This window comes from Streptomyces niveiscabiei (assembly GCF_033794345.1).
GTDB lineage: Bacteria > Actinomycetota > Actinomycetes > Streptomycetales > Streptomycetaceae > Streptomyces > Streptomyces niveiscabiei.
Genome location: NZ_JARAYJ010000056.1, coordinates 1 through 23,061 on the forward strand (window position 1 = coordinate 1; position 23,061 = coordinate 23,061).

A 23,061-nucleotide genomic window follows, 5' to 3' on the forward strand; every position below is an offset into this window, starting at 1 on the left:
GGTGGGCGAGAAGAAGCTCGCGACCTACGGCGAGGGGGGGGGGGGGGGGGGGGGGGGGGGGGGGGGGGGGGGGGGGGGGGGGGGGGGGGGGGGGGGGGGGGGGGGGGGGGGGCCGGGGGGGGGGGGGGGGGGGGGGGGGGGGGGGGGGGCGCGGCGAGCCCGTCGCGGAGTGTGTTGGTCGGTGGGGTAGACCGAGCCGTGCGTTGCGATCGCCGTAAGCGACGGGCTGCGCCGCACCCCCGGCCCCCGCTCCCCGCCGTACGCGGCTCTTCCGCCGCTGGGGGTCACGGTGTCGACTTCGGGTGCTCGGCTTGTAGTTCCACCTCCGCCCACACCATCAGGCCCCGGCGGGTCCTGCATGTGCCCCACCTGGTTGCGATTGCGTCCGTGATCAGGAGGCCCCGGCCGTGTTCCTCGTCCGGGGTGAGGGCGGGGTGGGGCAGGAAGGGGTGGGCTGTGCCTTCGTCCGTGACCGTCAGGACGGCTGTGGTGGGGGTGAAGGTGCAGGTCAGGGTGATTGTCGTGCTCTTGGTGTGCTCCAGGGCGTTGGCGACGAGTTCGCCGGTGACGATCTCCAGGTCGTAGGCGTGGGGTGGGGGGAGGTGGTGGGTTTCGGCCGTCGTGCGGATGTGGTGGCGGGCCTTGCGTGCGGAGGTGAGGTCGGTGCCGGGGAGGGTGAGGGTCGTGGACGGGGGGAGGCGGACGGGGGCGACGGGGGTGAGGCCGAGGCGGGCGGCCATGCGGGAGGCGGGGCCGTCGGGGGTGTCGGTGAGGACTAGGGCGGGGCGGTCGTCGTCGCCGTGGCTGATCAGCACATCAACTCCTGGGGCGGGGTTGGAAGTTGGCGGTCGCCTGGCTAGTAATGTTCCGGAAAGAAAAATGTCTCGCAAGACCCATCACTCTAAAGAGTGCCTTCTGCGAAAAGTGGTCCACCGAGCGCCGTCCGGCGATACTCTCCGCGCCAGGAGGTGGGAAATATGACCGACGCCCAACCCAACCTGCACCGACGGCGTTTGGGACTCGAACTCCGCGCCCTGCGCAAGGCGACGGGGATGAGCCTGACGGAGGCCGCCGAGCGCCTGTGCCTCTCCGGGGCATCGGCACTGAGCAAGATCGAGAACGGCAAGCAGCGGGTGCCGGGTATCGCGCTGGCGGGGTTCTTCGAGGTGTACGGCCTCACGAAGAAGGACCGGGTCGAGAAGATCCGCAAGCTGGCATCGCTGGCGAACTCGAACAAGCGGGTCAACTGGTTCGACCAGTACCGTCACACCGTCCGCGACCCCTTCGCCGAGTATCTCCACCTGGAGGAACTCGCCTCCAAATGCGAGACGTTCGCCTGGATGATCCCCGGCCTGCTCCAGACCCCCGATTACGCCAGGGTGGTCGTGGAGCGCAGCCGCCAGTGGCAGACCACCCGTGAGATCGACAACTTCGTCGAACTGCGCATGGTCAGGCAGCAAGCACTGTTCCGGGAGGAACCGCTCCACTTGTGGTGCGTGCTCGACGAGTCCGCGCTGCTACGGGAGGTCGGGGAGAAGCATGTGATGAAGGCCCAGCTTGAGCATCTGCTCGCCGTGACCGAGGAGCACAAGCATGTGACGCTCCAGATACTCCCCTTCACGCAAGGCGCGCATGCTGGGGTCGATGGACAGTTCCACCTGCTGCATTTCCCCGTCGGGGCACCTGTGGTCGTAGTTGAGTCGATGACAACTGCGCAGTACCTGGAGGAAGATAGTGACATTGGACGTTACGAGATGGCGTTCAACCACCTCCGCTCCGAAGCTCTCGACGTGGGCGCCTCGAAGCGTCATATCCACGACCTGATCAAGGACCGTTACACATGAACAAGAAGATCGACCTCACCGACGCTGTCTGGGTCAAGAGCGACCTCAGCAACGGCGGGGCCAACTGCCTTGAGGTCGCCTTCATCGACGGCGTGGTCGCCCTCCGCGACTCCAAAGACGTCGGCGACCCCGACGCCAAGGTCCTCATCATCTCCGCCGACGACTACCGCGCCTTCACCGGCGGAATCGCCCAGGGCCAGCGCAACCTCCTCCTGCCGTAGGCCGCTCCTGCACAGTCGAGCCTTGCCGCCCGCGTCCCTGCCGGGGCGGCAAGGCTCTGCCGTGTGGGCCGCTAGGAAGACCCCGCGTCGTACGACTCGCGGTTGGCCAGGACGTGGTCCATCTCGGTCTGGGCCCACTCTCGGAGGCCACGGGTCAGGTGGTGGAGGGAGAGGCCGAGGTCGGTCAGGTCGTAGGTGACGGTGACCGGGACCGTGGGGGTGATCGTGCGGGTGAGGAGGCCGTCGCGTTCGAGGGAGCGGAGGGTCTGGGTCAGCATCTTCTGGCTGGCGCCGGCCAGGAGGCGGGCGAGTTCGGAGTGGCGCAGGGGCTTGGGGGCGGGCGGGGTGCCGGTCTCGCCGGCCAGCGCGCACAGGATCAGGACGACCCACTTGTCGGAGATCCGGTCGAGGAGCTGACGGCTGGGGCACAGCTCCAGGAACGCGTTGTACTCCGCTTTCGCCCGCGCTTTCTCGTCGGCCCGCGTCGTCGTCACTGGTCTCGCTTCTCACCTTCTGGATCGTTGGGCACTTCGAAGTGCCCACTTCCCGGCCGGAAGTTCCTCGCCAACCCTGGTGCACGGGGGACGGAGACACCACCCCCGGCATGAAGTGAAAGGCACGACGATGAACACGCCCTCCCCATCCCTTCCCGGCGGAACCTGGACGTTGGGTGACGCGACCGTGTCCCGGTTCGGGTACGGCGCCATGCAGCTCGCCGGACCGTGGGTCATGGGACCGCCCGCCGACCGCGACGGCGCGCTGGCCGTCCTGCGTGAGGCGGTCGGCCTCGGGGTCACCCACATCGACACCAGCGCCGCATACGGTCCGCGCAGCACGAACGAGCTGATCCGCGAGGCGCTGCGGACCTGTCCGGAGCGGCCGTTCGTCGCCACGAAGGTGGGGGCGACCCGGGACGCACAGGGCGGCTGGCCCACGGCCCGCCGTCCGGAGGACCTGCGCGGGCAGGTCCACGAGAACCTCGAATCCCTCGGCGTCGAGGCCCTCGACCTGGTCAACATGCGCATGGGCGACGCGCAGGGCACCCGGCCCGGTTCGATCGCCGAGGCGTTCGAGACGCTCGCCGGGCTTCAGCGGGAGGGGCTGATCCGCCACCTCGGTGTCAGCAACGTCACGGCGGAGCAGGTCGCCGAGGCGCGCGGTATCGCTCCGCTCGTGTGCGTGCAGAACATGTACAACCTCGCCCACCGCCACGACGACGCCCTCGTGGACGACCTCGCCGCCGCCGGTATCGCCTACGTACCCTTCTTCCCCCTCGGCGGTTTCACGCCGCTCCAGTCCGAGGCGCTCACGCGCGTCGCGACCCGGCTGGCGACGACCCCCATGTCGGTCGCCCTGGCCTGGCTGCTGCACCGCTCACCGAACATCCTCCTCATCCCCGGCACGTCATCCATCACCCACCTGCACGAGAACATCAGGGGCGCCGGCCTCCCCCTCTCCGACGAGGACATGACCGAACTGGACACCATCGCCCACGAGCACCACGCCTGACGCTATTCCGACCCGCCGTAACGGGGAAGGCCCCCGGTCCCGACCTCCCAGACCCCGAACTCCGTGACCACACCGACCGGTTCGCCGTACGACAGACGCAGCCGGTTGCCGTACGCCGGACGCTCCTCGCCCGGGACTATTCCCCACTGGTAGGTCCAGGTGCCGTCGCGGGGGTCGAGGATCAGGTAGCGGGGGATGCCCATCGCGGGGTAGTCGCGGGCCTTGTCCCGGTAGTCGTTCTCCGGGTTGGACGGGGAGACGATCTCGACCGCGAGGAGGATCTCGCGGGGATCGAGGGGCCCGTCCGAATCCATCGCCGCCTCACGGCACACGTGGAGATCCGGGACACGCAGGACGCCCAGAGCCTCGGCGTCCGTGTCCGTCGCCTCGAACACCCCCAGCCCCTCGGGGAGTTGCGCGTCCAACTGTCTCCGCACCAGCATCGCGGTCAGCTGATGGCGCGGCCCCGGACGCAGCATCATGACGAGCTTGCCGTCGCTGATCTCGGGCCATGTGAGGCCGGGCGGTGGCGTGAAGCCGTCACGCAGCGCGCGCAACCGTCGGTACAGGGTCTGCTGAGTCACGGGTCCTCCCACGCCCAGTGTGAGACAGACACCGACCCGTACGAGAAGAAGGGTGCCCACCCCCCAAGGGCCGGGCACCCCCGCGTCACCTCACTCCTTGCCCTCCTCCTCCGGCAGCGGCGGCGTAGGCGCCGGTGTGGGCCGCAGCCACAGCCACGCCAGGAAGAACACCCCCAGCGCCAGCATCCCGAGCCCCGTCCAGAGGTTGATGTTGATGCCCTGGGCCTTGTCGATCTCGGCGTCGCCGTCGGTGAGGCCGGTGATGGTGATGATCACGCCGTAGAGGACGAAGAGGCCCCCGATGATCCGCCGTAGATCGAAGATGCGCGCGGCGGTCGTGGACTTCCCCTCCAGTTCCGTCACCTCGCGATGGACGTCTTTTTCCGAGTAGTGGTCGGACATGGCGAGCCTCTCAGAAGGAGAACGGGATGTAGCAGGCGGCGGCGATGATGACGGCGCTCCAGCCGAGCAGCGCCGGGCGGCGGTACCACGCGTTGTCGCCGGCGGCGGGCGCCTCGGACATGCCGGGGGAGCGTGTGCCGTAGACGAGGCCCTGGAGTTCCGCCTCCGGCTTGGGCGCCGTGAAGAGGGACACGGCCACCATGACGACCGCGCCCGCCACGAACCCGGCGATCGCGGAGACGAAGTTCGCGCCCTGGTCGGACGGGATGCCGATGACGTCCTGCTTGTAGAGGACGAAGTAGTTGATCATCGCGGCCGTCGTGCCTGCCAGCAGCCCCCAGAACCCGGACTTCGCCGAGGCCCGCTTCCAGAACATCCCGATGATGAAGACGACGAACATCGGCACGTTGAAGAAGGAGAACAGGGTCTGGAGGTAACTCATGATGTTGGAGAAGGAGGACGCGAGGAACGCGGTCCCGACGGACGCCGCGACGCCGATGGCGGTGATGAGCCGCCCGAACCGGACGTAGTAGGAGTCCTCGCGGTCCTTGACGACGTACTTCTGCCAGATGTCGGTGGTGAAGACCGTGTTGAAGGACGACACGTTCGCCGCCATGCCCGCCATGAAGGCGGCGAGGAGACCGGTGACGGCGATCCCGAGGACCCCGTTGGGCAGGAGCTGTTCCATCAGGTAGGGGATCGCGTCGTTGTACTGGAGGTCGGAGCCGGACGTACCGATCTTGGGGACCAGGACCGCCGCGACCAGCCCCGGGATCATCACCAGGAAGACGATGAAGATCTTCGGGAACGCGGCGATGAGCGGCGTCCGCTGGGCGGCGGAGAGGTTCTTGGCGGAGAGAGCGCGCTGCACCTCGGCGAAGTTCGTCGTCCAGTACCCGAAGGACAGCACGAACCCGAGCCCGAGGACGATGGTGAGCCAGTTCGCGCCGAGGGGGTTGTCGGAGCCGATGCCGGTGCCGCCCCAGGCGGTGACGAAGTCGTCCCCGTGGGTGGCCTTCAGGGAGTCGGTGAGCCCGTCCCAGCCGCCGACCTTCTTCAGGCCCAGCACGGACAGCGGGATCAGCGCGGCGAGGATCACGAAGAACTGGAGGACCTCGTTGTAGATGGCCGAGGACAGCCCGCCCAGCGTGATGTACGCGAGCACGAAGAACCCGGCGACGAGGATGGCGACCCACTCGGGCCACCCGAGGAGCGCCTCGACGACGATGGCGAGGGCGTACAGGTTGACCCCGGCGATGAGGATCGCGGCGAACGCGAACAGCGCCGAGCTGAGCAGGTGCGCCCACTTGTCGAAGCGCAGGAGCAGCATCTCGGGGACGGAGCGGACCTTGGAGGAGTAGTAGAAGGGCATCATGACCAGGCCGAGGAACACCATCGCGGGGATGGCGCCGATCCAGTACCAGTGGACGGTGTACGCCCCGTACTGCGCGCTGTTGGCCGCCATGCCGAGGATCTCGGTCGCGGCGAGGTTCGCGGAGATGAACGCGAGCCCGGTGATCCAGGCGGGCAGCGAGCGCCCGGAGAGGAAGAAGTCGAGACTGGTCTTCACGGAGCGCCGGGCCGCGAATCCGATGCCGAGGACGACGACGAAGTAGATACCGAGGATCGTGTAGTCGAGCGCGTTGACGGGGAGCCGCAGCTCGGCTGCCAGAGACGTGGGGGGATACACAGGGGCCCTTCCAAGGGTGACCGGATGTGTGTGTTTGTGGTTTGATGTGTTCGGTTCTGTTTGGATGCTTCTAGCTGTGCTGGTGCACGGATGGGGAGTCGAAGGTGAAGAAGACCTCGACCCGGCTGGCCGACGGTCGTGAGCTGATCTACTACGACCTGCGGGACGACTCGGTGCGCGACGCGGTGGACCGCCGTCCACTCGACCGCACCGTCACCACTTCGGAGGTACGCAGGGACCCCCTGCTCGGTGACGAGGTCGCCATCGCCTCGCACCGGCAGGGGCGGACGTACCACCCGCCGGTCGACCAGTGCCCGCTGTGCCCGACTCACGGCGACAACCTGAGCGAGATCCCGGACTCGTCGTACGACGTCGTCGTGTTCGAGAACCGCTTCCCCTCGCTGGCCGGCGACTCGGGCCGCTGCGAGGTCGTCTGCTTCACGTCCGACCACGACTCGTCGTTCGCCGACCTCACCGAGGAGCAGGCGCGCCTGGTCCTGGAGGCGTGGACCGACCGGACGTCGGAGCTGTCGCATCTTCCTTCCGTCCAGCAGGTCTTCGCCTTCGAGAACCGGGGCGAGGAGATCGGGGTGACCCTCGGCCACCCCCACGGGCAGATCTACGCCTACCCCTTCACCACGCCCCGCACCACCCTCATGCTGCGCCAGGTCGCCGCGCACAAGGACGCGACCGGCGGCGAGAACCTCTTCGACGCCGTGCTGGAGCGTGAACTCGCGGACGAGCGCGTAGTCCTGGAGGGTGAACACTGGGTCGCGTTCGTGCCGTACGCCGCGCACTGGCCGTACGAGGTACACCTCTACCCCCGTCGTAGGGTCCCGGACCTGCTCGGACTCGACGAGGGCGCGCGCACAGAGTTCCCCAAGGTCTATCTGGAACTGTTGAGGCGCTTCGACCGGATCTTCGGCGAGGATCAGCCGGTGACGCCGTACATCGCCGCCTGGCACCAGGCGCCGTTCGGCCAGCTGGAGGAGTTCGACGGGGTCAGCCGCGACGACTTCGCGCTGCACCTGGAGCTTTTCACGATCCGCCGTACGTCCGGCAAGCTGAAGTTCCTCGCGGGCTCCGAGTCGGGCATGGGCGCGTTCATCAACGACATCGCCCCGGAGCGCGCGGCCGAGCGACTCCGAGAGGTAGCGAGTTCATGAGCAAGTACCTGGTCACGGGCGGTGCGGGTTACGTCGGCGGCGTGGTCGCCCAGCACCTTCTTGAGGCCGGCCACGAGGTGACGGTCCTCGACAACCTCTCCACCGGGTTCCGCGAGGGCGTCCCGGCGGGCGCGACGTTCGTCGAGGGCGACATCCGCGACGCCGGCAAGTGGCTCGACGCCTCGTACGAGGCGGTCCTCCACTTCGCCGCCAGCTCCCAGGTAGGGGAGTCGGTCGTACGCCCCGAGAAGTACTGGGAGAACAACGTCGGCGGCACGATGGCGCTGCTCGGCGCGATGCGCGAGGCGGGCGTACGCAAGCTCGTCTTCTCGTCGACGGCCGCCACGTACGGCGAGCCCGACGTGGTCCCGATCCCCGAGACCGCCGTCACCAAGCCGACCAACCCCTACGGCGCCACCAAGCTCGCCGTCGACTACATGATCACCAGCGAGGCCCACGCGCACGGCCTCGGCGCGGTCTCCCTGCGCTACTTCAACGTCGCGGGCGCGTACGGCGCACAGGGCGAGCGGCACGACCCCGAGTCGCACCTCATCCCCCTGGTCCTCCAGGTCGCCCAGGGCCGCCGCGAGGCGATCTCGGTGTACGGCGACGACTACCCGACGCCGGACGGCACCTGCGTCCGCGACTACATCCACGTCGCGGACCTGGCCGAGGCGCACCTCCTCGCGCTGAAGGCGGCCGAGGCGGGCGAGCACCTGATCTGCAACCTCGGCAACGGCGAGGGCTTCTCCGTACGCCAGGTCATCGACACCGTCCGCAAGGTCACCGGCCACCCGGTCCCCGAGATCGTGGCCCCCCGGCGCGGCGGCGACCCCGCCGTCCTCGTCGCCTCCGCCGCCACCGCCCGCGAGAAGCTGGGCTGGCAGCCGTCCCGCGCCGACCTCGCCGGTATCGTCGCCGACGCGTGGGAATTCGCACAGCAGATTTCGAAGGAGAGCTGAGTTGTCCGCACAGCAAGTCCGGGACGGCTTCGAGGAGTTGTACGGTGCCGCCCCGGAAGGCGTCTGGGCGGCGCCCGGCCGCGTCAACCTCATCGGCGAGCACACGGACTACAACGACGGCTTCGTGATGCCGTTCGCTCTGCCGCACACGGTGATCGCGGCGGTGTCGCGGCGCGAGGACGACGTCCTGCGCCTGCACTCCGCCGACGTGGACGGCGGTGTCGTCGAGCTCTCGACGCTGGAGCCCGGCACCGACACCGGCTGGACCGCGTACCCGGCGGGTGTGGTCTGGGCGCTGCGCGAAGCGGGCCACGCGGTCCGGGGCGCGGACATCCACCTGACGTCCACGGTCCCCTCGGGCGCGGGCCTCTCCTCCTCGGCGGCCCTCGAGGTCGTCGTGGCCGTCGCCCTGAACGACCTCTACGAACTCGGCCTCCAGCGCTGGCAGTTGGCCCGCCTGTGCCAGCGCGCCGAGAACGTCTACGTCGGCGCCCCCACCGGCATCATGGACCAGACCGCGTCCGCCTGCTGCGAGGAGGGCCACGCCCTCTTCCTCGACACCCGCGACCTCTCCCAGAAGCAGATCCCCTTCGACCTCGCGTCCGAGGGCCTGCGCCTGCTGGTCGTCGACACGCAGGTCAAGCACGCCCACAGCGAGGGCGAGTACGGCAAGCGCCGGGCGGGCTGCGAGGAGGGTGCCGCGCTCCTGGGCGTCACCGCCCTGCGCGACGTCCCCTACGCGGAGCTGGACTCGGCGCTCGCGCGCATCGACGACGAGGAGATCCGCCGCCTGGTCAAGCACGTCGTGACCGAGGACGAGCGGGTGGAGCGGGTGGTCGCGCTCATGACGTCCGGCGCGGACGCGCGGGAGATCGGGCCGGTTCTCGTGGAGGGGCACGCTTCGCTGCGGGACGACTTCCGGATCTCCTGCCCGGAGTTGGACCTCGTCGTCGACTCCTCCCTGGCGGCCGGCGCCCTCGGCTCCCGCATGACCGGCGGCGGCTTCGGCGGCTCGGCGATCGTCCTGGCCGAGGAGTCCGACGTCCCCGGCATCACGAAGGCCATCGATGAGGCGTTCACGGCAGCCGGCTTCACGGCCCCCCGCGTCTTCGAGGCCATCCCGGCACCGGGGGCACGGCGCCTGGTCTGAGCGGTACGGAGAGCGGCCCTGTGCGTTCACGCGGGGCCGCTTTGCGTTGTCAGGGGCGCGGAGTGGCGCCGCGAGGTCACGTCGTACGGCGATGCCGGGCCTTGGGACCCCGGCTGCGGACCCGTACCGTCACGAACAGTGCCACCCCCGCCACCGCCAGTCCGAGGACCACCTTCGACAGGACCCCCACATACGCCTCCACCACCTCCCACTGGTCGCCCAGCCAGTAACCCGCCATGATCAGAACCGAGTTCCACATCAGGCTGCCGAGGGCCGTGAGCGCGACGAACGTGGGCAGGCGCATGCGTTCCACGCCGGCCGGGACGGAGATGAGGCTGCGGAAGACGGGGAGCATGCGGCCGAGGAAGATCGCCTTGGTGCCGTGGCGCGCGAACCACTCCTCCGTGCGGATCAGGTCGGCCGGCTTGACCAGGGGCAGCTTCGCCCAGATCGCGTGGACGCGGTCGCGCCCGACCAGCATGCCGATCCAGTAGAGGACGACCGCCCCGACCGTCGCCCCGAGGGTCGTCCAGAACAGCGCGGACGGCAGGCTCAGCACCCCCTGCCCCGCGGCGAACCCCGTGAGCGGGAGGATCACCTCGCTGGGGATCGGCGGGAAGAGGTTCTCCAGGGCGATCGCCAACCCCGCACCGGGACCCCCGATCGTCTCGATGAGGCCGGTGACCCACCCGGTGATCCCGTCCGAGGGTGCTGCGGGCTGGGTGGCGAGGTGCGCGGAGGTCATAGGGTAAAGGTAATGCAAAGTGCAGGGTGGTCCGGCGGCCGGGCCGGGGGTCAGGCCAGGCGCTTCGTGAACGTGAACTCCGTGACCCCCGGCGGGTAGTCGGGGATCGCGCAGACCTCCTCGTACCCCTGTTTCCGGTAGAAGCCCGGCGCCTGGAAGTCCCACGTCTCCAGGCGTACGGCCGTACAGGCGCGGTCGTCGCGGGCGATGCGTTCCGCCCGCGCGAGGAGGTCGGTGCCGAGGCCGGTGCCGCGGAGGTCGGGGTCCACCCAGAGGAACGTCACGTGGAGCCAGGAGGCCCAGGTGTGGCCGACCAGGCCGCCGCAGAGGGGGTTGTCGGGGGTGGTGGCCCAGATGTGCAGCGGGGACTCGGTGGCGTCCGGGGTGAGCTGGAGGGCGCGCAGCCCGGGTGACGCGGAGAGGTTCGTCGCCCGGAGCCTCGTACGGAGCAGCGCGCGTCGGGTGTTGTCCACTTCTGTCTCAAAGCCGAACATGCGGCACACCATAAACGCCTCGGCCGACCAGTTCTGCGAAACCGCTTCCGCTCCGTGCTCCCGGCCCTACTCTGTGAACAGCACCGGCGGGGGGCCGGTGCCGTTCAGGGGGCGAGACAGTCGGGTACGGCGCTCGCGGCGCGGGTGCCGCACGGCGGCGGCCGTGCGGCACCCGCGCCACGGGCGTCGTACCCGCAGCCGTCGTTCTCCGGCCTTTTCTGGGGTATCCCCTGCTCCGTCGAGGAGCATCGGGGAAGGGGGTTTCGTGGTTCGTATCCGAGTTCTGGTCGTCGACGATCACCGGATCTTCGCGGAGTCGCTGGCGGCGGCGCTGGCCGCCGAGCCGGACGTCGAGGTGTCCGCCGCCGGGAGCGGCCCCGCGGCGCTGCGGAGTCTGGAGCGGGCCGCCGCGGAGGGGCGTCGCTTCGACGTGCTTCTCGTGGACGCCGATCTGGGCGCCGTCGCCCCCGGGCTGAGGCCCGCGGTGCCGGTCCACGAGGTCAGCGAGAACGGGCACGTGGACGGGATCTCGCTCGTCTCCGGCGTCCGGTCGTCCCAGGCGCACGTGCGGGTCGTCGTGCTCGCCGAGAAGGACGATCCCCGGCGGGCCGCGCTGGCGTTGCAGGCGGGGGCGTCCGGGTGGGTCGCCAAGGACTGCTCCCTGTCGCGGCTGCTGACCGTCATCCGGGGGGTGCTGCGCGACGAGACGCATCTGCCGCCGGCCCTGCTGACCGGTGTGCTGCGGGAGCTGACGGCCGCGCGCAAGCACCGGACGGAGAGCGAGCGGCTGGTCGAGTCGCTGACGCCCCGGGAGCGGGAGGTGCTGCGCTGCATGGTGGCGGGGCTGGGCAGGAAGGCGGTGGCCGAGCGCCTGTTCCTGTCACCGCACACGGTCCGCACCCACATGCAGAACGTCCTGGGCAAGCTGGGTGTGCACTCCACCCTGGCGGCGGTGGCACTGGCCCGGCGGGCGGGCGTCGGCCCGGTGGACCTCGCCGGCGACGTCGTCGAGCGGGGCGGGCAGTTGGCCTAGCGTTCCCGGAGCCTTCAACTCCGTTTTCCCGGTGTGCGGTTCGCCCGTCGGCGGGTGGTGCATGTCACAGGCGGATCCGGCCATGTCGTCCGGATCCGCCGCCGCGACCGCCCTCACCGTCGGACTCGCGGGCAGCGCCGACGCCGCCTACGACGGCCAGGACCCGATCTCCAGCGGCTGCGCGAACAGCGCGATCACGGCCAGATCGAACGCCATCTACGTCGGCGGCACCCAGGCCGGCACGATCGAACTGCGCTACAGCACCTCCTGCCGTACGGCGTGGGCGCGCGTGCGCTCGACCGGCCCGTACGGCGGCGCCACCGTCACGCGCACCTCGAACTGGGACTGGTACCGCTGCGACAGCCTGTCCTGGAACTCCTCCATGGGGCAGTACACCTGCTACACCCCGATGCTGAACGACACGGGCGTCGAGTCCTTCGCCCGCGGCTCCGCCTCCACCTCCGGCGGCTTCAACTCGGACGACGTGGAGACCGGCCGCTACTGAGCCCGTGCCTCACCGGCCGGCCTCCCCTTCCCCAGGACCGCAAGGACTACAGCAATGAACCTCAAGAAGATCGTCGGCGCCGCCGCCGGCGTCGTCATGCTCGCGGGTCTCGGCACCGTGGCCACCGCCACGAACGCCTCGGCGAGCTCTCCTACGCCCCCGGCAGCCATGACGCCTGCGTCGAGATCCTCCAGCAGGAGCTGAACGAGGCGTACGGCGCGGGCCTCGCGACGGACGGCTACTTCGGCCAGAACACCCTGAACTGGGTCACCGGGCACTACCAGGTGTGACGCCGTGAGTTCCCGGCTCCGGTACCACCGGGGCCGGGGGCTCGTGTGCGGGCCCGGCCGTCAGCCGGGGACGTTGTCGAAGGGGGCCGTCAACTGCCGCAGCAGCGCGGCCAGTTCACCCCGCTGGGCCGTCGACAGCTCCGCCAGGATCGCCCGCTCCTGCGCCAGCAGCCCCGCCAGCGCCTGGTCCGCGCGGTCACGGCCCTCGGCGGTCAGGCGGACCAGGACGCCTCGGCGGTCCGTCGGGTCGGGGAGGCGCTCCACCAGGCCCTTCTGGGTGAGCCGGTCGATGCGGTTGGTCATCGTGCCCGAGGTGACCAGGGTCTGCGTGAGGAGCTGGCCGGGGGAGAGCTGGTAGGGGGAGCCCGCCCGGCGCAGCGCCGTGAGGACGTCGAACTCCCACGGCTCCAGCTGGTGCTCGGAGAACGCCAGCCGGCGTGCGCGGTCCAGGTGGCGGGCCAGTCTGCTGACCCGGCTCAGCACTTCGAGTGGCTCCACGTCGAGGTCCGGGCGTTCCCGACGCCACGCCGCGACCAGCCGATCGACCTCGTCCTCCATGGCGATCAGTGTAGTGGTTGTGTCGATGTGAAGTCTCTTGATGTCGAGTCTCTTGACGTCGAGATATATTGCCGGGCATCGTGGAACCATGACCAGCCCCTCCTGGGACCCCGCCCAGTACCTGCGCCACGCGGACCACCGCGCCCGCCCCTTCACCGACCTCCTCGCGAGGGTCCCCCGCCTCCCCGCGCCCCGCCCCCGCATCGCCGACCTCGGCTGCGGCCCCGGCAACATGACCCGCCTCCTCACGCAACGCTGGCCCACGGCCCGCGTCACCGGCTACGACAACTCCCCGCGGATGCTGGCCGACGCGGCGGCGTACGCCACCCCGGACCTCGACTTCGCCCACGCGGACCTCACGGCCTGGGTCCCCGCGGAGCCGTACGACCTGCTGATCTCCAACGCGGCGCTCCACTGGGTACCCGGCCACCTCGACGCCCTCCCCGCCTGGCTCGACGCGCTCACCCCCGGCGGCACCCTCGCCTTCCAGGTCCCCGACAACATCGACGCGCCCCTCCACGCGCTGATGCGGGACTTGGCGGACACGCCCCGCTGGAGGCCCCGCCTCGCCGGCGTCCTGCGCCCCGGGAACTCCGTCCACACCCCGGAGACCTACCTCGCCCGCCTCGGCGGCACGGCCGACGTCTGGCGGACCACGTACCTCCACGTCCTGCCCGGCGACGACCCCGTCCTCGACTGGGTCAAGGGCACCGGCCTGCGCCCCGCCCTCGACGCCCTCGCCGACGACCCCGAGGCCCGCGACGCGTTCCTGACCGAGTACCGCGACCTCCTCCGAGAGGCGTACCCGAAGCAGCCGCACGGCACGGTCCTGCCGTTCCGCCGCCTGTTCGCGGTGGCGACGAAGGGGGCGCAGGAATGCTGACGTCCATCGACCACGTCCAACTCACGGCACCACCGGGCAGCGAGCCCCTGCTGCGGGTGACGGACATCGAGGCGTACGCGGCCCGCTTCGGGGACGTCGCCTGGGACGACGGGCTTCCCGGCCATATCCGGTTCTACGCGTCGGACCCGGTGGGGAACCGGCTGGAGTTCCTGGCGGCGATGCCGACCGCTACGGCGTGCGGCCCAGGTGGGTGACGAGGATGTGGATCACTTCGTCATCGATCACGTACAGGACCCGGTAGTCGCCGATGCGCAGTCGGCGGAGGTTGGGCGAGCCATACGCGAACGACCCGGTCGGCCGGGGATCGTCGGCCAGCTTGTCGATGGTGTCCAGCACCAACGCCAGACCGCTCGGGTCTTCTTCGAGGAAACGAGCGGCGGCGTTCAGGGCGTGCGGCTCGAAGACGATCTCGTAGGTCACTTCTGTTCGAGCCCCAGCCGCTTGCGCACCTCCGCCATGGGGATACCCGGCTCAAGGGTTCCCTCCGCCTTGCGTCGCTGATAGTCGGCGAACACCAGCGCGTCCTCGAGGTCCTCGATCACCTGCGGGGAAACCAGCAACGCCGCCACATGTCCATGATCCGTGAGGGCGATGGTCTCGCGGCTGTGAGCCGCGCGCCGGACCAAGTCGCCCAACTGTGCGCGGGCCGCGCTGATCGTGATCTCAGTCATGGCGCCATGGTGGCACAAGGTTAATGTTCCCGCCTATAGATTGCGTAGGTTGCGCATCTTCAGGCGGACCTCAGCCGTTCCGCCGCCGCCCCCGCAGGCACAGGGCCACGAAGCCCGCCGGGAGCAGTGCCGCCAGGGTCCAGCCCAGGCGGGACGGGAACGCGTGGGTCACCGCGACCCATGTGCCCCACGGCTCGCGCGCGACCAGGGCGGCCGTTGCCCGGCAGATTCGGGAGGGGGCCGCAGCCCGTGATGTGCATGACCTGGGCGTGGAGCAGGCCCAGGTGGGCGAGGGCCGCCGCGCCCGTGGCGAGGGTGGCCAGGGAGCCCAGGGCGATCAGGGACCAGGGAAGACGGGGTGGGTGCGGAGCAGGGTCACGACTTGCGGCGCCCTATCAGGTGCGGCTTGGCCTCCATGCCGTCCAGCCCGTGCCAGGCGATGTTCACCAGGTGCGCGGCGACCTCCGCCTTCTTGGGGCGGCGGACGTCCAGCCACCACTGGCCCGTGAGCGCGACCATGCCGACCAGCGCCTGCGCGTACAGGGGAGCCAGCTTGGGATCGAAGCCCCGGCTCTTGAACTCGCGCCCCAGGATGTCCTCGACCTGCGTCGCGATGTCGGAGATCAGGGAGGCGAAGGAGCCGGTGGACTGCGGGATGGGGGAGTCGCGGACGAGGATGCGGAAGCCGTCCGTGTACTCCTCGATGTAGTCGAGGAGGGCGAACGCGGCCTGCTCGCACAGCTCGCGGGGATGCCCGGCGGTGAGGGAGCTCGTGACCATGTCCAGCAGCCGCCGCATCTCACGGTCGACCACGACCGCGTACAGGCCCTCCTTGCCGCCGAAGTGCTCGTACACGACCGGCTTGGAGACCCCGGCCTTCGCCGCGATCTCCTCCACCGAGGTCGCCTCGAACCCCTTCGCCGCGAAGAGCGTGCGGCCGATCTCCAGGAGCTGCTGCCGGCGCTCCGCCCCGGTCATCCGGGTACGGCGGGCGCGCCGGGGCTTCTCATTGCTCGCGGTGCTGCTGGGATCGATGGCCACACCGTCCATCATGCCGCTTCGGCGCTCGCCTTCCGGCGCCGGGACGGGTCCGCGTCGGTGTTGCGGCGGGAATCGATACGGGAGCGTGACGGCCAGCGCACGTCGTACGCCCAGCCGAACGCCTCGAACCAGCGGATCAGCCGCGCCGAGGAGTCGATCTGGCCGCGCTCGACGCCGTGCCGCGCGGACGTCGGGTCGGCGTGGTGCAGGTTGTGCCAGGACTCGCCGCAGGACAGGACGGCCAGCCACCACACGTTCCCGGAGCGGTCACGGGACTTGAAGGGGCGCTTGCCGACGGCGTGGCAGATCGAGTTGATGGACCAGGTCACGTGGTGCAGCAGACCGACGCGGATCAGGGAACCCCAGAAGAACGCGGTGAACGCGCCCCACCAGGACATCGTCACCAGGCCCCCGACCAGCGGCGGGATCGCGAGGGAGATGAACGCCCACACGATGAACGTACGGGAGATCGTCCGGATCGCCGGGTCCTTGATCAGGTCGGGCGCGTACTTGTCCTGCGGTGTCTGCTCCTCGTCGAACATCCACGCGATGTGCGCCCACCACAGGCCCTTGAGCAGCGCCGGGATCGTCTCCCCGAACCGCCACGGCGAGTGCGGGTCGCCCTCGGCGTCGGAGAACTTGTGGTGCTTGCGGTGGTCCGCGACCCAGCGCACGAGCGGCCCCTCGACCGCCATCGACCCGGCGATGGCGAGCGCGATCCGCAGCGGGCGCTTCGCCTTGAACGAGCCGTGCGTGAAGTACCGGTGGAAGCCGATCGTGATGCCGTGGCAGCCCAGGAAGTACATGAACACCATCAGGCCGAGGTCCAGCCAGCTCACCCCCCAGCCCCAGGCCAGCGGCACGGCCGCGAGGATCGCGAGGAACGGCACGGTGATGAAGAGGAGGAGGGTGATCTGCTCGATCGAGCGCTTCTGCTCCCCGCCCAGCGTCGCCGACTGCCCCGGCGGCAGTGGTGCGCCGGGCGTCGCCTCCGGGGCGTCGTCGATCACGTCGGAGCTTGTGGCCATGGGGCGTCCCCTGGGGGGTCGAGGGTGTGGATCGGGTGTCGAGCCGTGGGCGTTTCCTACGGTTCCGTAACCTACGGCGTCGTAAGTATGGCAGCGCGGTCCGGTGCGGCAAGAGCCCGACAGCCTGCGCGTGCCGCTGGACACCTATCCTTGGACTCGGTCGGACAGCGCGGTCCGCTCTGTTTTCTTCCCTGATGTCCGGCCTGTATGCGAAAGTCAGCCGCGTACCCGCCTGACCTCCGGGTTTCCTCCAGATGCCAGAAGAGCTTCACCACTGCAAGGAGCCGCACCTGTGAGCAGTGCCGACGACCAGACTGTTGCCCAGGAGACCACCTCCGCCGAGCTGCGCGCCGACATCCGCAGGCTGGGCGACCTCCTGGGCGAGACCCTCGTACGGCAGGAAGGTCCCGAACTCCTCGACCTCGTCGAGAAGGTCCGCCGCCTCACCCGCGAGGACGGCGAGGCCGCCGCCGAACTGCTGCGCGGCATCGAACTGGAGACCGCCGCCAAGCTGGTGCGCGCCTTCTCCACGTACTTCCACCTGGCGAACGTCACCGAGCAGGTCCACCGCGGCCGTGAGCTGCGCGCCCGCCGCGCCGCCGAGGGCGGGCTGCTCGCGCGGACGGCCGACCGCCTCAAGGACGCCGACCCCGAGCACGTCCGCGAGAGCGTACGGAACCTGAACGTCCGCCCCGTCTTCACGGCGCACCCCACCGAGGCGGCCCGCCGCTCGGTCCTCAACAAGCTCCGGCGCATCGCGGCCCTCCTGGAGACCCCGGTCATCGAGTCCGACCGGCGCCGCTACGACACCCGTCTCGCCGAGAACATCGACCTCGTGTGGCAGACCGATGAACTGCGGGTGGTACGCCCCGAGCCGGCCGATGAAGCCCGCAACGCGATCTACTACCTGGACGAGCTGCACGCGAACGCCGTCGGTGACGTCCTGGAGGACCTGACCGCCGAACTGGAGCGGGTCGGCGTAGTACTTCCGGACGACACCAGGCCCCTCACCTTCGGTACCTGGATCGGCGGCGACCGCGACGGCAACCCGAACGTCACCCCCCAGGTGACCTGGGACGTCCTCATCCTCCAGCACGAGCACGGCATCAACGACGCGCTGGAGACCATCGACGAACTGCGCGGGTTCCTGTCCAACTCCATCCGCTACACGGGTGCTACCCAGGAGCTACTGGACTCCCTCGCCCTCGACCTCGAACGGCTCCCCGAGATCAGCCCCCGCTACAAGCGGCTCAACGCCGAGGAGCCCTACCGGCTCAAGGCCACCTGCATCCGGCAGAAGCTGGAGAACACCAAGCGGCGCCTCGCCGAGGGCATCCCGCACGCCGAGGGCCGCGACTACCTCGGCACCAGCGAGCTGATCGCCGACCTCACGCTGATCCAGGAGTCCCTGCGCCAGCACCGGGGCGGGCTCTTCGCCGACGGCCGCATGAACCGGACCATCCGCACGCTGGCCGCGTTCGGTCTCCAGCTCGCCACCATGGACGTCCGCGAGCACGCCGACGCCCACCACCACGCGCTCGGCCAGCTCTTCGACCGGCTCGGCGAGGAGTCGTGGCGGTACACGGACATGCCGCGCGAGTACCGCACGAAGCTCCTCGCGAAGGAGCTGCGCTCACGCCGCCCACTCGCCGGTACGCCGGCTCCCGTCGACGCGGCCGGGGAGAAGACCCTCGGCGTCTTCCTCACCGTCAAGCGGGCGCTGGAGGTGTTCGGGCCCGAGGTCGTCGAGTCGTACATCATCTCGATGTGCCAGGGCGCGGACGACGTCTTCGCGGCGGCGGTCCTCGCGCGGGAAGCGGGGCTCATCGACCTGCACGCCGGGTGGGCCAAGATCGGCATCGTGCCGCTGCTGGAGACCACCGACGAGCTGAAGGCCGCCGACACCATCCTTGAGGAGATGCTGTCCGACCCGTCCTACCGGCGGCTCGTAGCTCTCCGGGGGGATGTGCAGGAGGTCATGCTGGGGTACTCCGACTCCTCCAAGTTCGGGGGTATTACGACTTCTCAGTGGGAGATCCACCGCGCCCAGCGTCGTCTCAGGGATGTAGCCCACAGGTACGGGGTACGGCTCCGGCTCTTCCACGGGCGCGGCGGCACCGTCGGGCGCGGCGGCGGGCCCTCGCACGACGCGATCCTCGCGCAGCCCTGGGGGACCCTGGAGGGCGAGATCAAGGTCACCGAGCAGGGTGAGGTGATCTCGGACAAGTACCTGATCCCCTCGCTGGCCCGGGAGAACCTGGAGCTGACCGTCGCCGCGACGCTCCAGGCCTCCGCGCTGCACACCGCGCCCCGGCAGTCCGACGAGGCGCTCGCGCGGTGGGACGCGGCCATGGACGTCATCTCCGACGCCGCGCACGCCGCCTACCGTGAGCTCGTCGAGGACCCCGACCTGCCGACGTACTTCCTCGCCTCCACACCGGTCGACCAGCTCGCCGACCTGCACCTGGGCTCGCGGCCCTCCCGCCGCCCCGGCTCGGGCGTCTCGCTCGACGGACTGCGCGCCATCCCCTGGGTCTTCGGCTGGACCCAGTCCCGGCAGATCGTCCCCGGCTGGTACGGGGTCGGCTCCGGGCTCAAGGCGCTGCGCGAGGCGGGGCTCACCGCGACACTGGGAGGAGAGGGCGTCCTCGACGAGATGCACGGACAGTGGCACTTCTTCCGCAACTTCATCTCCAACGTCGAGATGACCCTCGCCAAGACGGACCTGCGCATCGCCGCGCACTACGTCGACACGCTCGTGCCGGACGAGCTGAAGCACGTCTTCGACCGCATCAAGACCGAACACGAGCTGACCGTCGCCGAGGTCCTGAAGATCACGGGCGAGAGTGAACTCCTCGACGCCCAGCCCGTGTTGAAGCAGACGTTCGCCATCCGGGACGCCTACCTCGACCCGATCTCCTACCTCCAGGTGACGCTGCTGAAGCGCCAGCGGGACGCGGCTGCGGCGGGGGAGAAGGCGGACCCGGTGCTGTCGCGTGCCCTGCTCCTCACGGTCAACGGGGTGGCGGCGGGGTTGCGCAACACCGGCTGACATCACGGGAGTCGGAGGGCGCCTCGGGCAACTGGGGCGCCCTTCGGCGTACTTGGGGGCGGTGTGGTTCGGGCGCCCTCATCCCCGTACGAGCCGGAGGCTCACACCGCGAGGAACGCCGCCGTCACCAGCGCGACCCCCGAGCCCGCCATCACCCACGCGAGCCGCGCCCTGCGCAGGCCGCCGGCCACGATGACCGACGCGAGCAGCAGGGCGCCGCCGAACGGCACCCACGCGTACAGGATCCCGGCGGGGCCCGAGCGGACCGCCTCGTTCGAATCCGGCTTCACGACCACGGAGTACGTCTGGCCGACCTCCACCGCGATCGGCTCGGCGATCGTCATGCTCTTGCGCGCGGTCGCCCCCGCGGATCCCGGCGTGAACGGCCCCGTACACGCCTCCTCCCCGCACTCCGCCACCACGACCGTCCCCTTCTCCCGCCCGCCCGGCAGCATCACGTGCTGCGCCGTCCCCCACGACGCCCACACGCCCGCGAGCAGTATCAGAAGAGCGACCAGCCCCATGAACGCGACCCGTCCGACCCGCAGAGCGGCCGACGAACGCCGGGACTTGGCCGCCCGGCGACGACGGGAGGCTGGCATGGCGGGGATCATTGGCCATGCCCCCGCGGTCCGTCAATGTTGGCTGGTCAGGAGCGCCCGCCCGTCAGGAGTTGTACGACTGCTGCGCCCGCTCCAGGCCCTCCGTCACCAGCGCCTCCACCGCGTCCGCCGCGCGGTCCACGAACCAGTCCAGTTCCTTGCGTTCGGTGCCGGAGAAGTCCTTGAGGACGAAGTCGGCGACCTGCATACGGCCCGGGGGGCGGCCGATCCCGCAGCGGACGCGGTGGTAGCCGGGTCCCATGGACTTCGTCATCGACTTGAGGCCGTTGTGGCCGTTGTCGCCGCCGCCGAGCTTGAGCCGCAGAGTGCCGTAGTCGATGTCCAGTTCGTCATGGACGGCGATGACGTTCGACAGCGGGACCTTGTAGAAGTCGCGCAGCGCGTTCACCGGGCCGCCCGAGAGGTTCATGTACGACATCGGCTTGGCCAGGACCGCCCGGCGGTTGGCGGGGCCGGGGGCCCCGAGGCGGCCTTCGAGGACCTGCGCCTGCGCCTTGCCGGCCCGCTTGAAGCGGCCCCCCATCCGCTCGGCCAGCAGATCGGCCACCATGAACCCGATGTTGTGGCGGTTCATCGCGTACTCGGGACCGGGGTTGCCGAGGCCGACGATCAGCCAGGGGTCGGTGGAGGTGGGGGTGGTCATGAGAGGGGTCTCCTTGGTACATGCCGAAGCCGCCGCCCCTGGAGAGGGACGGCGGCTTTGGAGCTTAGAGCCTGTGCCACAGGCTCCTGGGCCGGCCGGCGCCGGCCGGCCTCAGCCGGCGTACACGCCGAAGGCGCGTGCTCAGGCCTCGGCGGCCTCGTCGCCGGCTTCCTCGGACGCCTCTTCCGCCTGCGCGGCGAGGACCTGGAGGACGACGGCGTCGCCGTCGACGGCCAGGGTCGTGCCGGAGGGGAGCTTGATGTCCTTGGCGAGGACGGCCGCGCCGGCCTCAAGGCCCTCGATGGAGACGGTGACCTCGGTGGGGATGTGGGTCGCCTCGGCCTCGACGGGCAGCGCGTTGAGGACGTGCTCCAGGAGGTTGCCACCGGCGGCCAGCTCGCCCTCGGTGTGGACCGGGACCTCGACCGTGACCTTCTCGCCGCGCTTGACGAGGAGGAGGTCGACGTGCTCCAGGAAGCCCTTGAGGGCGTCGCGCTGGACGGCCTTCGGGATGGCCAGCTCGTTGGTCTTGCCGTCGATGTCCAGGGAGATCAGGACGTTCGGCGTGCGCAGCGCGAGGAGCAGGTCGTGGCCCGGGAGGGTGAGGTGCTTGGGGTCGGTGCCGTGCCCGTAGAGGACGACGGGGACCTGGTTGTTGCGGCGGATCCGGCGGGCGGCGCCCTTGCCGAACTCGGTACGGGTCTCGGCGGCGAGCTTGACCTCGGACATGGGGATCAACTCCTCGTAGATGCGGATAACGGACGGGGTCACCCGGCCGAACATCGGCCTGCTACGAAGAGCGCGTCGATAACGGACCGCCGGGCGCTTCCCAAGGAACCCCTTGAAAAGGCACGGCCTCCCTCGCCGAGCAACTCGCGCAGTCTACTCGGCGAGGGAGGCCATCCCCAAAACGATCAGCAACCGCTCACAACCGGTTGCAGAAACCTCACTGCTCGTCGAAGAGGCTCGTCACCGAACCGTCCTCGAACACCTCGCGCACCGCGCTCGCGATGGTCGGCGCGATGGACAGCACCGTGATCTTGTCGAGGTCGGCGGCCAGCTCGCCCGGCGTGGGCAGCGTGTTCGTGAACACGAACTCGCTCACCCGGGAGTTCTTGAGCCGGTCGGCGGCGGGCCCGGACAGCACACCGTGCGTCGCCGTCACGATGACGTCCTCCGCCCCGTGCGCGAACAGCGCGTCCGCGGCGGCGCAGATCGTGCCGCCCGTGTCGATCATGTCGTCGACGAGGACGCACACCCGGCCCTTGACCTCGCCCACGACCTCGTGGACGGTGACCTGGTTCGCGACGTCCTTGTCCCGCCGCTTGTGGACGATCGCCAGCGGCGCCCCGAGCCGGTCGCACCAGCGGTCGGCGACGCGCACGCGCCCCGCGTCCGGCGAGACGACCGTCAGCTTGCCCTTGTCGACCTTCTCGCCCACGTAGTCCGCGAGCAGCGGCAGCGCGAAGAGGTGGTCGACGGGGCCGTCGAAGAAGCCCTGGATCTGGTCGGTGTGCAGATCGACCGTGAGGATGCGGTCCGCGCCGGCCGTCTTCATCAGGTCCGCGATCAGGCGGGCCGAGATCGGCTCACGGCCGCGGTGCTTCTTGTCCTGGCGGGCATAGCCGTAGAACGGCACGATCACGGTGATCGACCGGGCCGAGGCCCGCTTCAGCGCGTCGATCATGATCAGCTGCTCCATGATCCACTGGTTGATCGGAGCCGTGTGGCTCTGGATCACGAAGCAGTCGGCGCCGCGCGCGGACTCCTCGTAGCGGACGTAGATCTCGCCGTTCGCGAAGTCGAAGGCCTTCGTCGGAACGACCCCGACCCCCAGCTGGTGGGCGACCTCCTCGGCAAGCTCGGGGTGGGCGCGGCCGGAGAAGAACATCATCTTCTTCTCGCCGGTCGTCTTGTTCCCGGTCACAGCACTGTCTCCTCAGAGG

Annotated in this window: 28 protein-coding genes; 12 read left to right on the forward strand and 16 right to left on the reverse strand. The window is 69.9% G+C overall.

The genetic code is table 11. From position 1 onward, the window contains the following. Nucleotides 1-284 precede the first annotated feature (284 nt). Nucleotides 285-815 carry an ATP-binding protein gene (locus PV682_RS40660; RefSeq protein ID WP_319737514.1) on the reverse strand — a complete coding sequence of 177 codons (531 nt, stop codon included), beginning with the start codon at nt 813-815 and terminating at the stop codon, nt 285-287. A 162-nt stretch (nt 816-977) separates the two neighbouring features. Between PV682_RS40660 and PV682_RS40665 the strand changes: the two genes are divergently transcribed. Further along, complete coding sequence (locus tag PV682_RS40665; protein WP_319737515.1) at nt 978-1,844, forward strand: helix-turn-helix domain-containing protein; 867 nt, start codon at nt 978-980, stop codon at nt 1,842-1,844. Further along, nucleotides 1,841-2,065, forward strand: coding sequence for a DUF397 domain-containing protein (locus PV682_RS40670; RefSeq protein WP_319737517.1), 225 nt, complete (start codon nt 1,841-1,843; stop codon nt 2,063-2,065). The genes PV682_RS40665 and PV682_RS40670 overlap by 4 nt, the downstream gene beginning before the upstream one ends. A 71-nt stretch (nt 2,066-2,136) precedes the next feature. On the opposite strand, the gene PV682_RS40675 is transcribed toward PV682_RS40670, so the two are convergent. Continuing rightward, nucleotides 2,137-2,559: a winged helix-turn-helix transcriptional regulator gene (locus PV682_RS40675; protein ID WP_319737518.1), complete on the reverse strand. Its 423-nt coding sequence runs from the start codon at nt 2,557-2,559 to the stop codon at nt 2,137-2,139. A 130-nt stretch (nt 2,560-2,689) separates the two neighbouring features. On the opposite strand from PV682_RS40675, the gene PV682_RS40680 reads away from it, so the two are divergent. Then, nucleotides 2,690-3,574 carry an oxidoreductase gene (locus PV682_RS40680; RefSeq protein ID WP_319737520.1) on the forward strand — a complete coding sequence of 295 codons (885 nt, stop codon included), beginning with the start codon at nt 2,690-2,692 and terminating at the stop codon, nt 3,572-3,574. Nucleotides 3,575-3,576: 2 nt separating this feature from the next. Here PV682_RS40680 and PV682_RS40685 read toward each other — a convergent pair whose 3' ends face one another. The 3 genes from PV682_RS40685 to PV682_RS40695 form a co-directional block, all read right to left on the reverse strand. Beyond that, nucleotides 3,577-4,158, reverse strand: coding sequence for a Uma2 family endonuclease (locus tag PV682_RS40685; protein ID WP_319737521.1), 582 nt, complete (start codon nt 4,156-4,158; stop codon nt 3,577-3,579). A gap of 90 nt (nt 4,159-4,248) precedes the next feature. Beyond that, entirely contained in the window at nt 4,249-4,560 is a 312-nt protein-coding gene (locus PV682_RS40690) for a hypothetical protein (protein WP_319737523.1), read from the reverse strand. Between the two features lie 10 nt (nt 4,561-4,570). Then, nucleotides 4,571-6,250, reverse strand: a complete 1,680-nt coding sequence (locus PV682_RS40695; protein WP_319737525.1) for a sodium:solute symporter family protein — start codon at nt 6,248-6,250, stop codon at nt 4,571-4,573. A gap of 104 nt (nt 6,251-6,354) precedes the next feature. Between PV682_RS40695 and galT the strand changes: the two genes are divergently transcribed. Genes galT through galK form a run of 3 tightly spaced genes read left to right on the forward strand, consistent with a single transcriptional unit; the run spans nt 6,355 to nt 9,528 of the window. Beyond that, nucleotides 6,355-7,416 carry a galactose-1-phosphate uridylyltransferase gene (galT, locus tag PV682_RS40700; RefSeq protein ID WP_319737526.1) on the forward strand — a complete coding sequence of 354 codons (1,062 nt, stop codon included), beginning with the start codon at nt 6,355-6,357 and terminating at the stop codon, nt 7,414-7,416. Next, complete coding sequence (gene galE / locus PV682_RS40705; protein ID WP_319737527.1) at nt 7,413-8,378, forward strand: UDP-glucose 4-epimerase GalE; 966 nt, start codon at nt 7,413-7,415, stop codon at nt 8,376-8,378. Before galT ends, galE begins: the two co-directional genes overlap by 4 nt. 1 nt (nt 8,379) lies before the next feature. Beyond that, complete coding sequence (gene galK / locus PV682_RS40710) at nt 8,380-9,528, forward strand: galactokinase (RefSeq protein WP_319737529.1); 1,149 nt, start codon at nt 8,380-8,382, stop codon at nt 9,526-9,528. A gap of 76 nt (nt 9,529-9,604) precedes the next feature. Here the strand turns inward: galK and PV682_RS40715 are convergent, their stop codons facing one another. Then, nucleotides 9,605-10,273 (reverse strand): DedA family protein, encoded by a 669-nt coding sequence (locus PV682_RS40715; protein WP_319737530.1) that lies wholly within the window; start codon nt 10,271-10,273, stop codon nt 9,605-9,607. A gap of 50 nt (nt 10,274-10,323) precedes the next feature. Then, nucleotides 10,324-10,779, reverse strand: coding sequence for a GNAT family N-acetyltransferase (locus PV682_RS40720; RefSeq protein ID WP_319737531.1), 456 nt, complete (start codon nt 10,777-10,779; stop codon nt 10,324-10,326). 253 nt (nt 10,780-11,032) lie between these two features. Between PV682_RS40720 and PV682_RS40725 the strand changes: the two genes are divergently transcribed. The 3 genes from PV682_RS40725 (at nt 11,033) to PV682_RS40735 (ending at nt 12,509) form a co-directional block, all read left to right on the forward strand. After that, nucleotides 11,033-11,800, forward strand: coding sequence for a response regulator transcription factor (locus PV682_RS40725; RefSeq protein WP_319737533.1), 768 nt, complete (start codon nt 11,033-11,035; stop codon nt 11,798-11,800). Between the two features lie 82 nt (nt 11,801-11,882). Continuing rightward, nucleotides 11,883-12,305: a DUF2690 domain-containing protein gene (locus PV682_RS40730; RefSeq protein ID WP_319737535.1), complete on the forward strand. Its 423-nt coding sequence runs from the start codon at nt 11,883-11,885 to the stop codon at nt 12,303-12,305. A 54-nt stretch (nt 12,306-12,359) separates the two neighbouring features. Then, nucleotides 12,360-12,509: a hypothetical protein gene (locus PV682_RS40735; protein ID WP_319737537.1), complete on the forward strand. Its 150-nt coding sequence runs from the start codon at nt 12,360-12,362 to the stop codon at nt 12,507-12,509. Between the two features lie 146 nt (nt 12,510-12,655). On the opposite strand, the gene PV682_RS40740 is transcribed toward PV682_RS40735, so the two are convergent. Next, nucleotides 12,656-13,153, reverse strand: a complete 498-nt coding sequence (locus PV682_RS40740) for a MarR family winged helix-turn-helix transcriptional regulator (RefSeq protein WP_319737540.1) — start codon at nt 13,151-13,153, stop codon at nt 12,656-12,658. An 88-nt stretch (nt 13,154-13,241) separates the two neighbouring features. On the opposite strand from PV682_RS40740, the gene PV682_RS40745 reads away from it, so the two are divergent. Next, on the forward strand, nt 13,242-14,036 hold the full coding sequence (locus tag PV682_RS40745; RefSeq protein ID WP_319737542.1) for a trans-aconitate 2-methyltransferase: 795 nt from the start codon (nt 13,242-13,244) through the stop codon (nt 14,034-14,036). Beyond that, the gene (locus PV682_RS40750; RefSeq protein ID WP_319737543.1) at nt 14,030-14,251 is read left to right on the forward strand and encodes a VOC family protein; all 222 of its coding nucleotides are present in this window, start codon (nt 14,030-14,032) and stop codon (nt 14,249-14,251) included. Before PV682_RS40745 ends, PV682_RS40750 begins: the two co-directional genes overlap by 7 nt. Here the strand turns inward: PV682_RS40750 and PV682_RS40755 are convergent. From PV682_RS40755 to PV682_RS40770, 4 genes are all read right to left on the reverse strand, one after another. Continuing rightward, nucleotides 14,226-14,477, reverse strand: a complete 252-nt coding sequence (locus tag PV682_RS40755; protein ID WP_319737544.1) for a type II toxin-antitoxin system RelE family toxin — start codon at nt 14,475-14,477, stop codon at nt 14,226-14,228. The two genes, PV682_RS40750 and PV682_RS40755, sit on opposite strands and share 26 nt — an antisense overlap. Further along, nucleotides 14,474-14,728, reverse strand: a complete 255-nt coding sequence (locus PV682_RS40760; protein ID WP_319737545.1) for a type II toxin-antitoxin system Phd/YefM family antitoxin — start codon at nt 14,726-14,728, stop codon at nt 14,474-14,476. Before PV682_RS40760 ends, PV682_RS40755 begins: the two co-directional genes overlap by 4 nt. Nucleotides 14,729-15,103: 375 nt before the next feature. Beyond that, nucleotides 15,104-15,781, reverse strand: coding sequence for a TetR/AcrR family transcriptional regulator (locus PV682_RS40765; protein ID WP_319737548.1), 678 nt, complete (start codon nt 15,779-15,781; stop codon nt 15,104-15,106). Further along, nucleotides 15,778-16,797, reverse strand: a complete 1,020-nt coding sequence (locus tag PV682_RS40770) for an acyl-CoA desaturase (RefSeq protein ID WP_319737550.1) — start codon at nt 16,795-16,797, stop codon at nt 15,778-15,780. The genes PV682_RS40765 and PV682_RS40770 overlap by 4 nt, the downstream gene beginning before the upstream one ends. Before the next feature lie 292 nt (nt 16,798-17,089). On the opposite strand from PV682_RS40770, the gene ppc reads away from it, so the two are divergent. Next, nucleotides 17,090-19,849 (forward strand): phosphoenolpyruvate carboxylase, encoded by a 2,760-nt coding sequence (gene ppc / locus PV682_RS40775; RefSeq protein WP_319737553.1) that lies wholly within the window; start codon nt 17,090-17,092, stop codon nt 19,847-19,849. 101 nt (nt 19,850-19,950) lie between these two features. Here the strand turns inward: ppc and PV682_RS40780 are convergent, their stop codons facing one another. From PV682_RS40780 to PV682_RS40795, 4 genes are all read right to left on the reverse strand, one after another. After that, nucleotides 19,951-20,463 carry a hypothetical protein gene (locus tag PV682_RS40780; protein WP_319737555.1) on the reverse strand — a complete coding sequence of 171 codons (513 nt, stop codon included), beginning with the start codon at nt 20,461-20,463 and terminating at the stop codon, nt 19,951-19,953. Between the two features lie 52 nt (nt 20,464-20,515). Beyond that, the gene (pth, locus tag PV682_RS40785; RefSeq protein WP_319737556.1) at nt 20,516-21,115 is read right to left on the reverse strand and encodes an aminoacyl-tRNA hydrolase; all 600 of its coding nucleotides are present in this window, start codon (nt 21,113-21,115) and stop codon (nt 20,516-20,518) included. Nucleotides 21,116-21,256: 141 nt separating this feature from the next. Further along, complete coding sequence (locus PV682_RS40790; protein WP_319737578.1) at nt 21,257-21,844, reverse strand: 50S ribosomal protein L25/general stress protein Ctc; 588 nt, start codon at nt 21,842-21,844, stop codon at nt 21,257-21,259. 217 nt (nt 21,845-22,061) lie between these two features. After that, entirely contained in the window at nt 22,062-23,042 is a 981-nt protein-coding gene (locus PV682_RS40795; protein WP_319737557.1) for a ribose-phosphate diphosphokinase, read from the reverse strand. Nucleotides 23,043-23,061 lie beyond the last annotated feature (19 nt).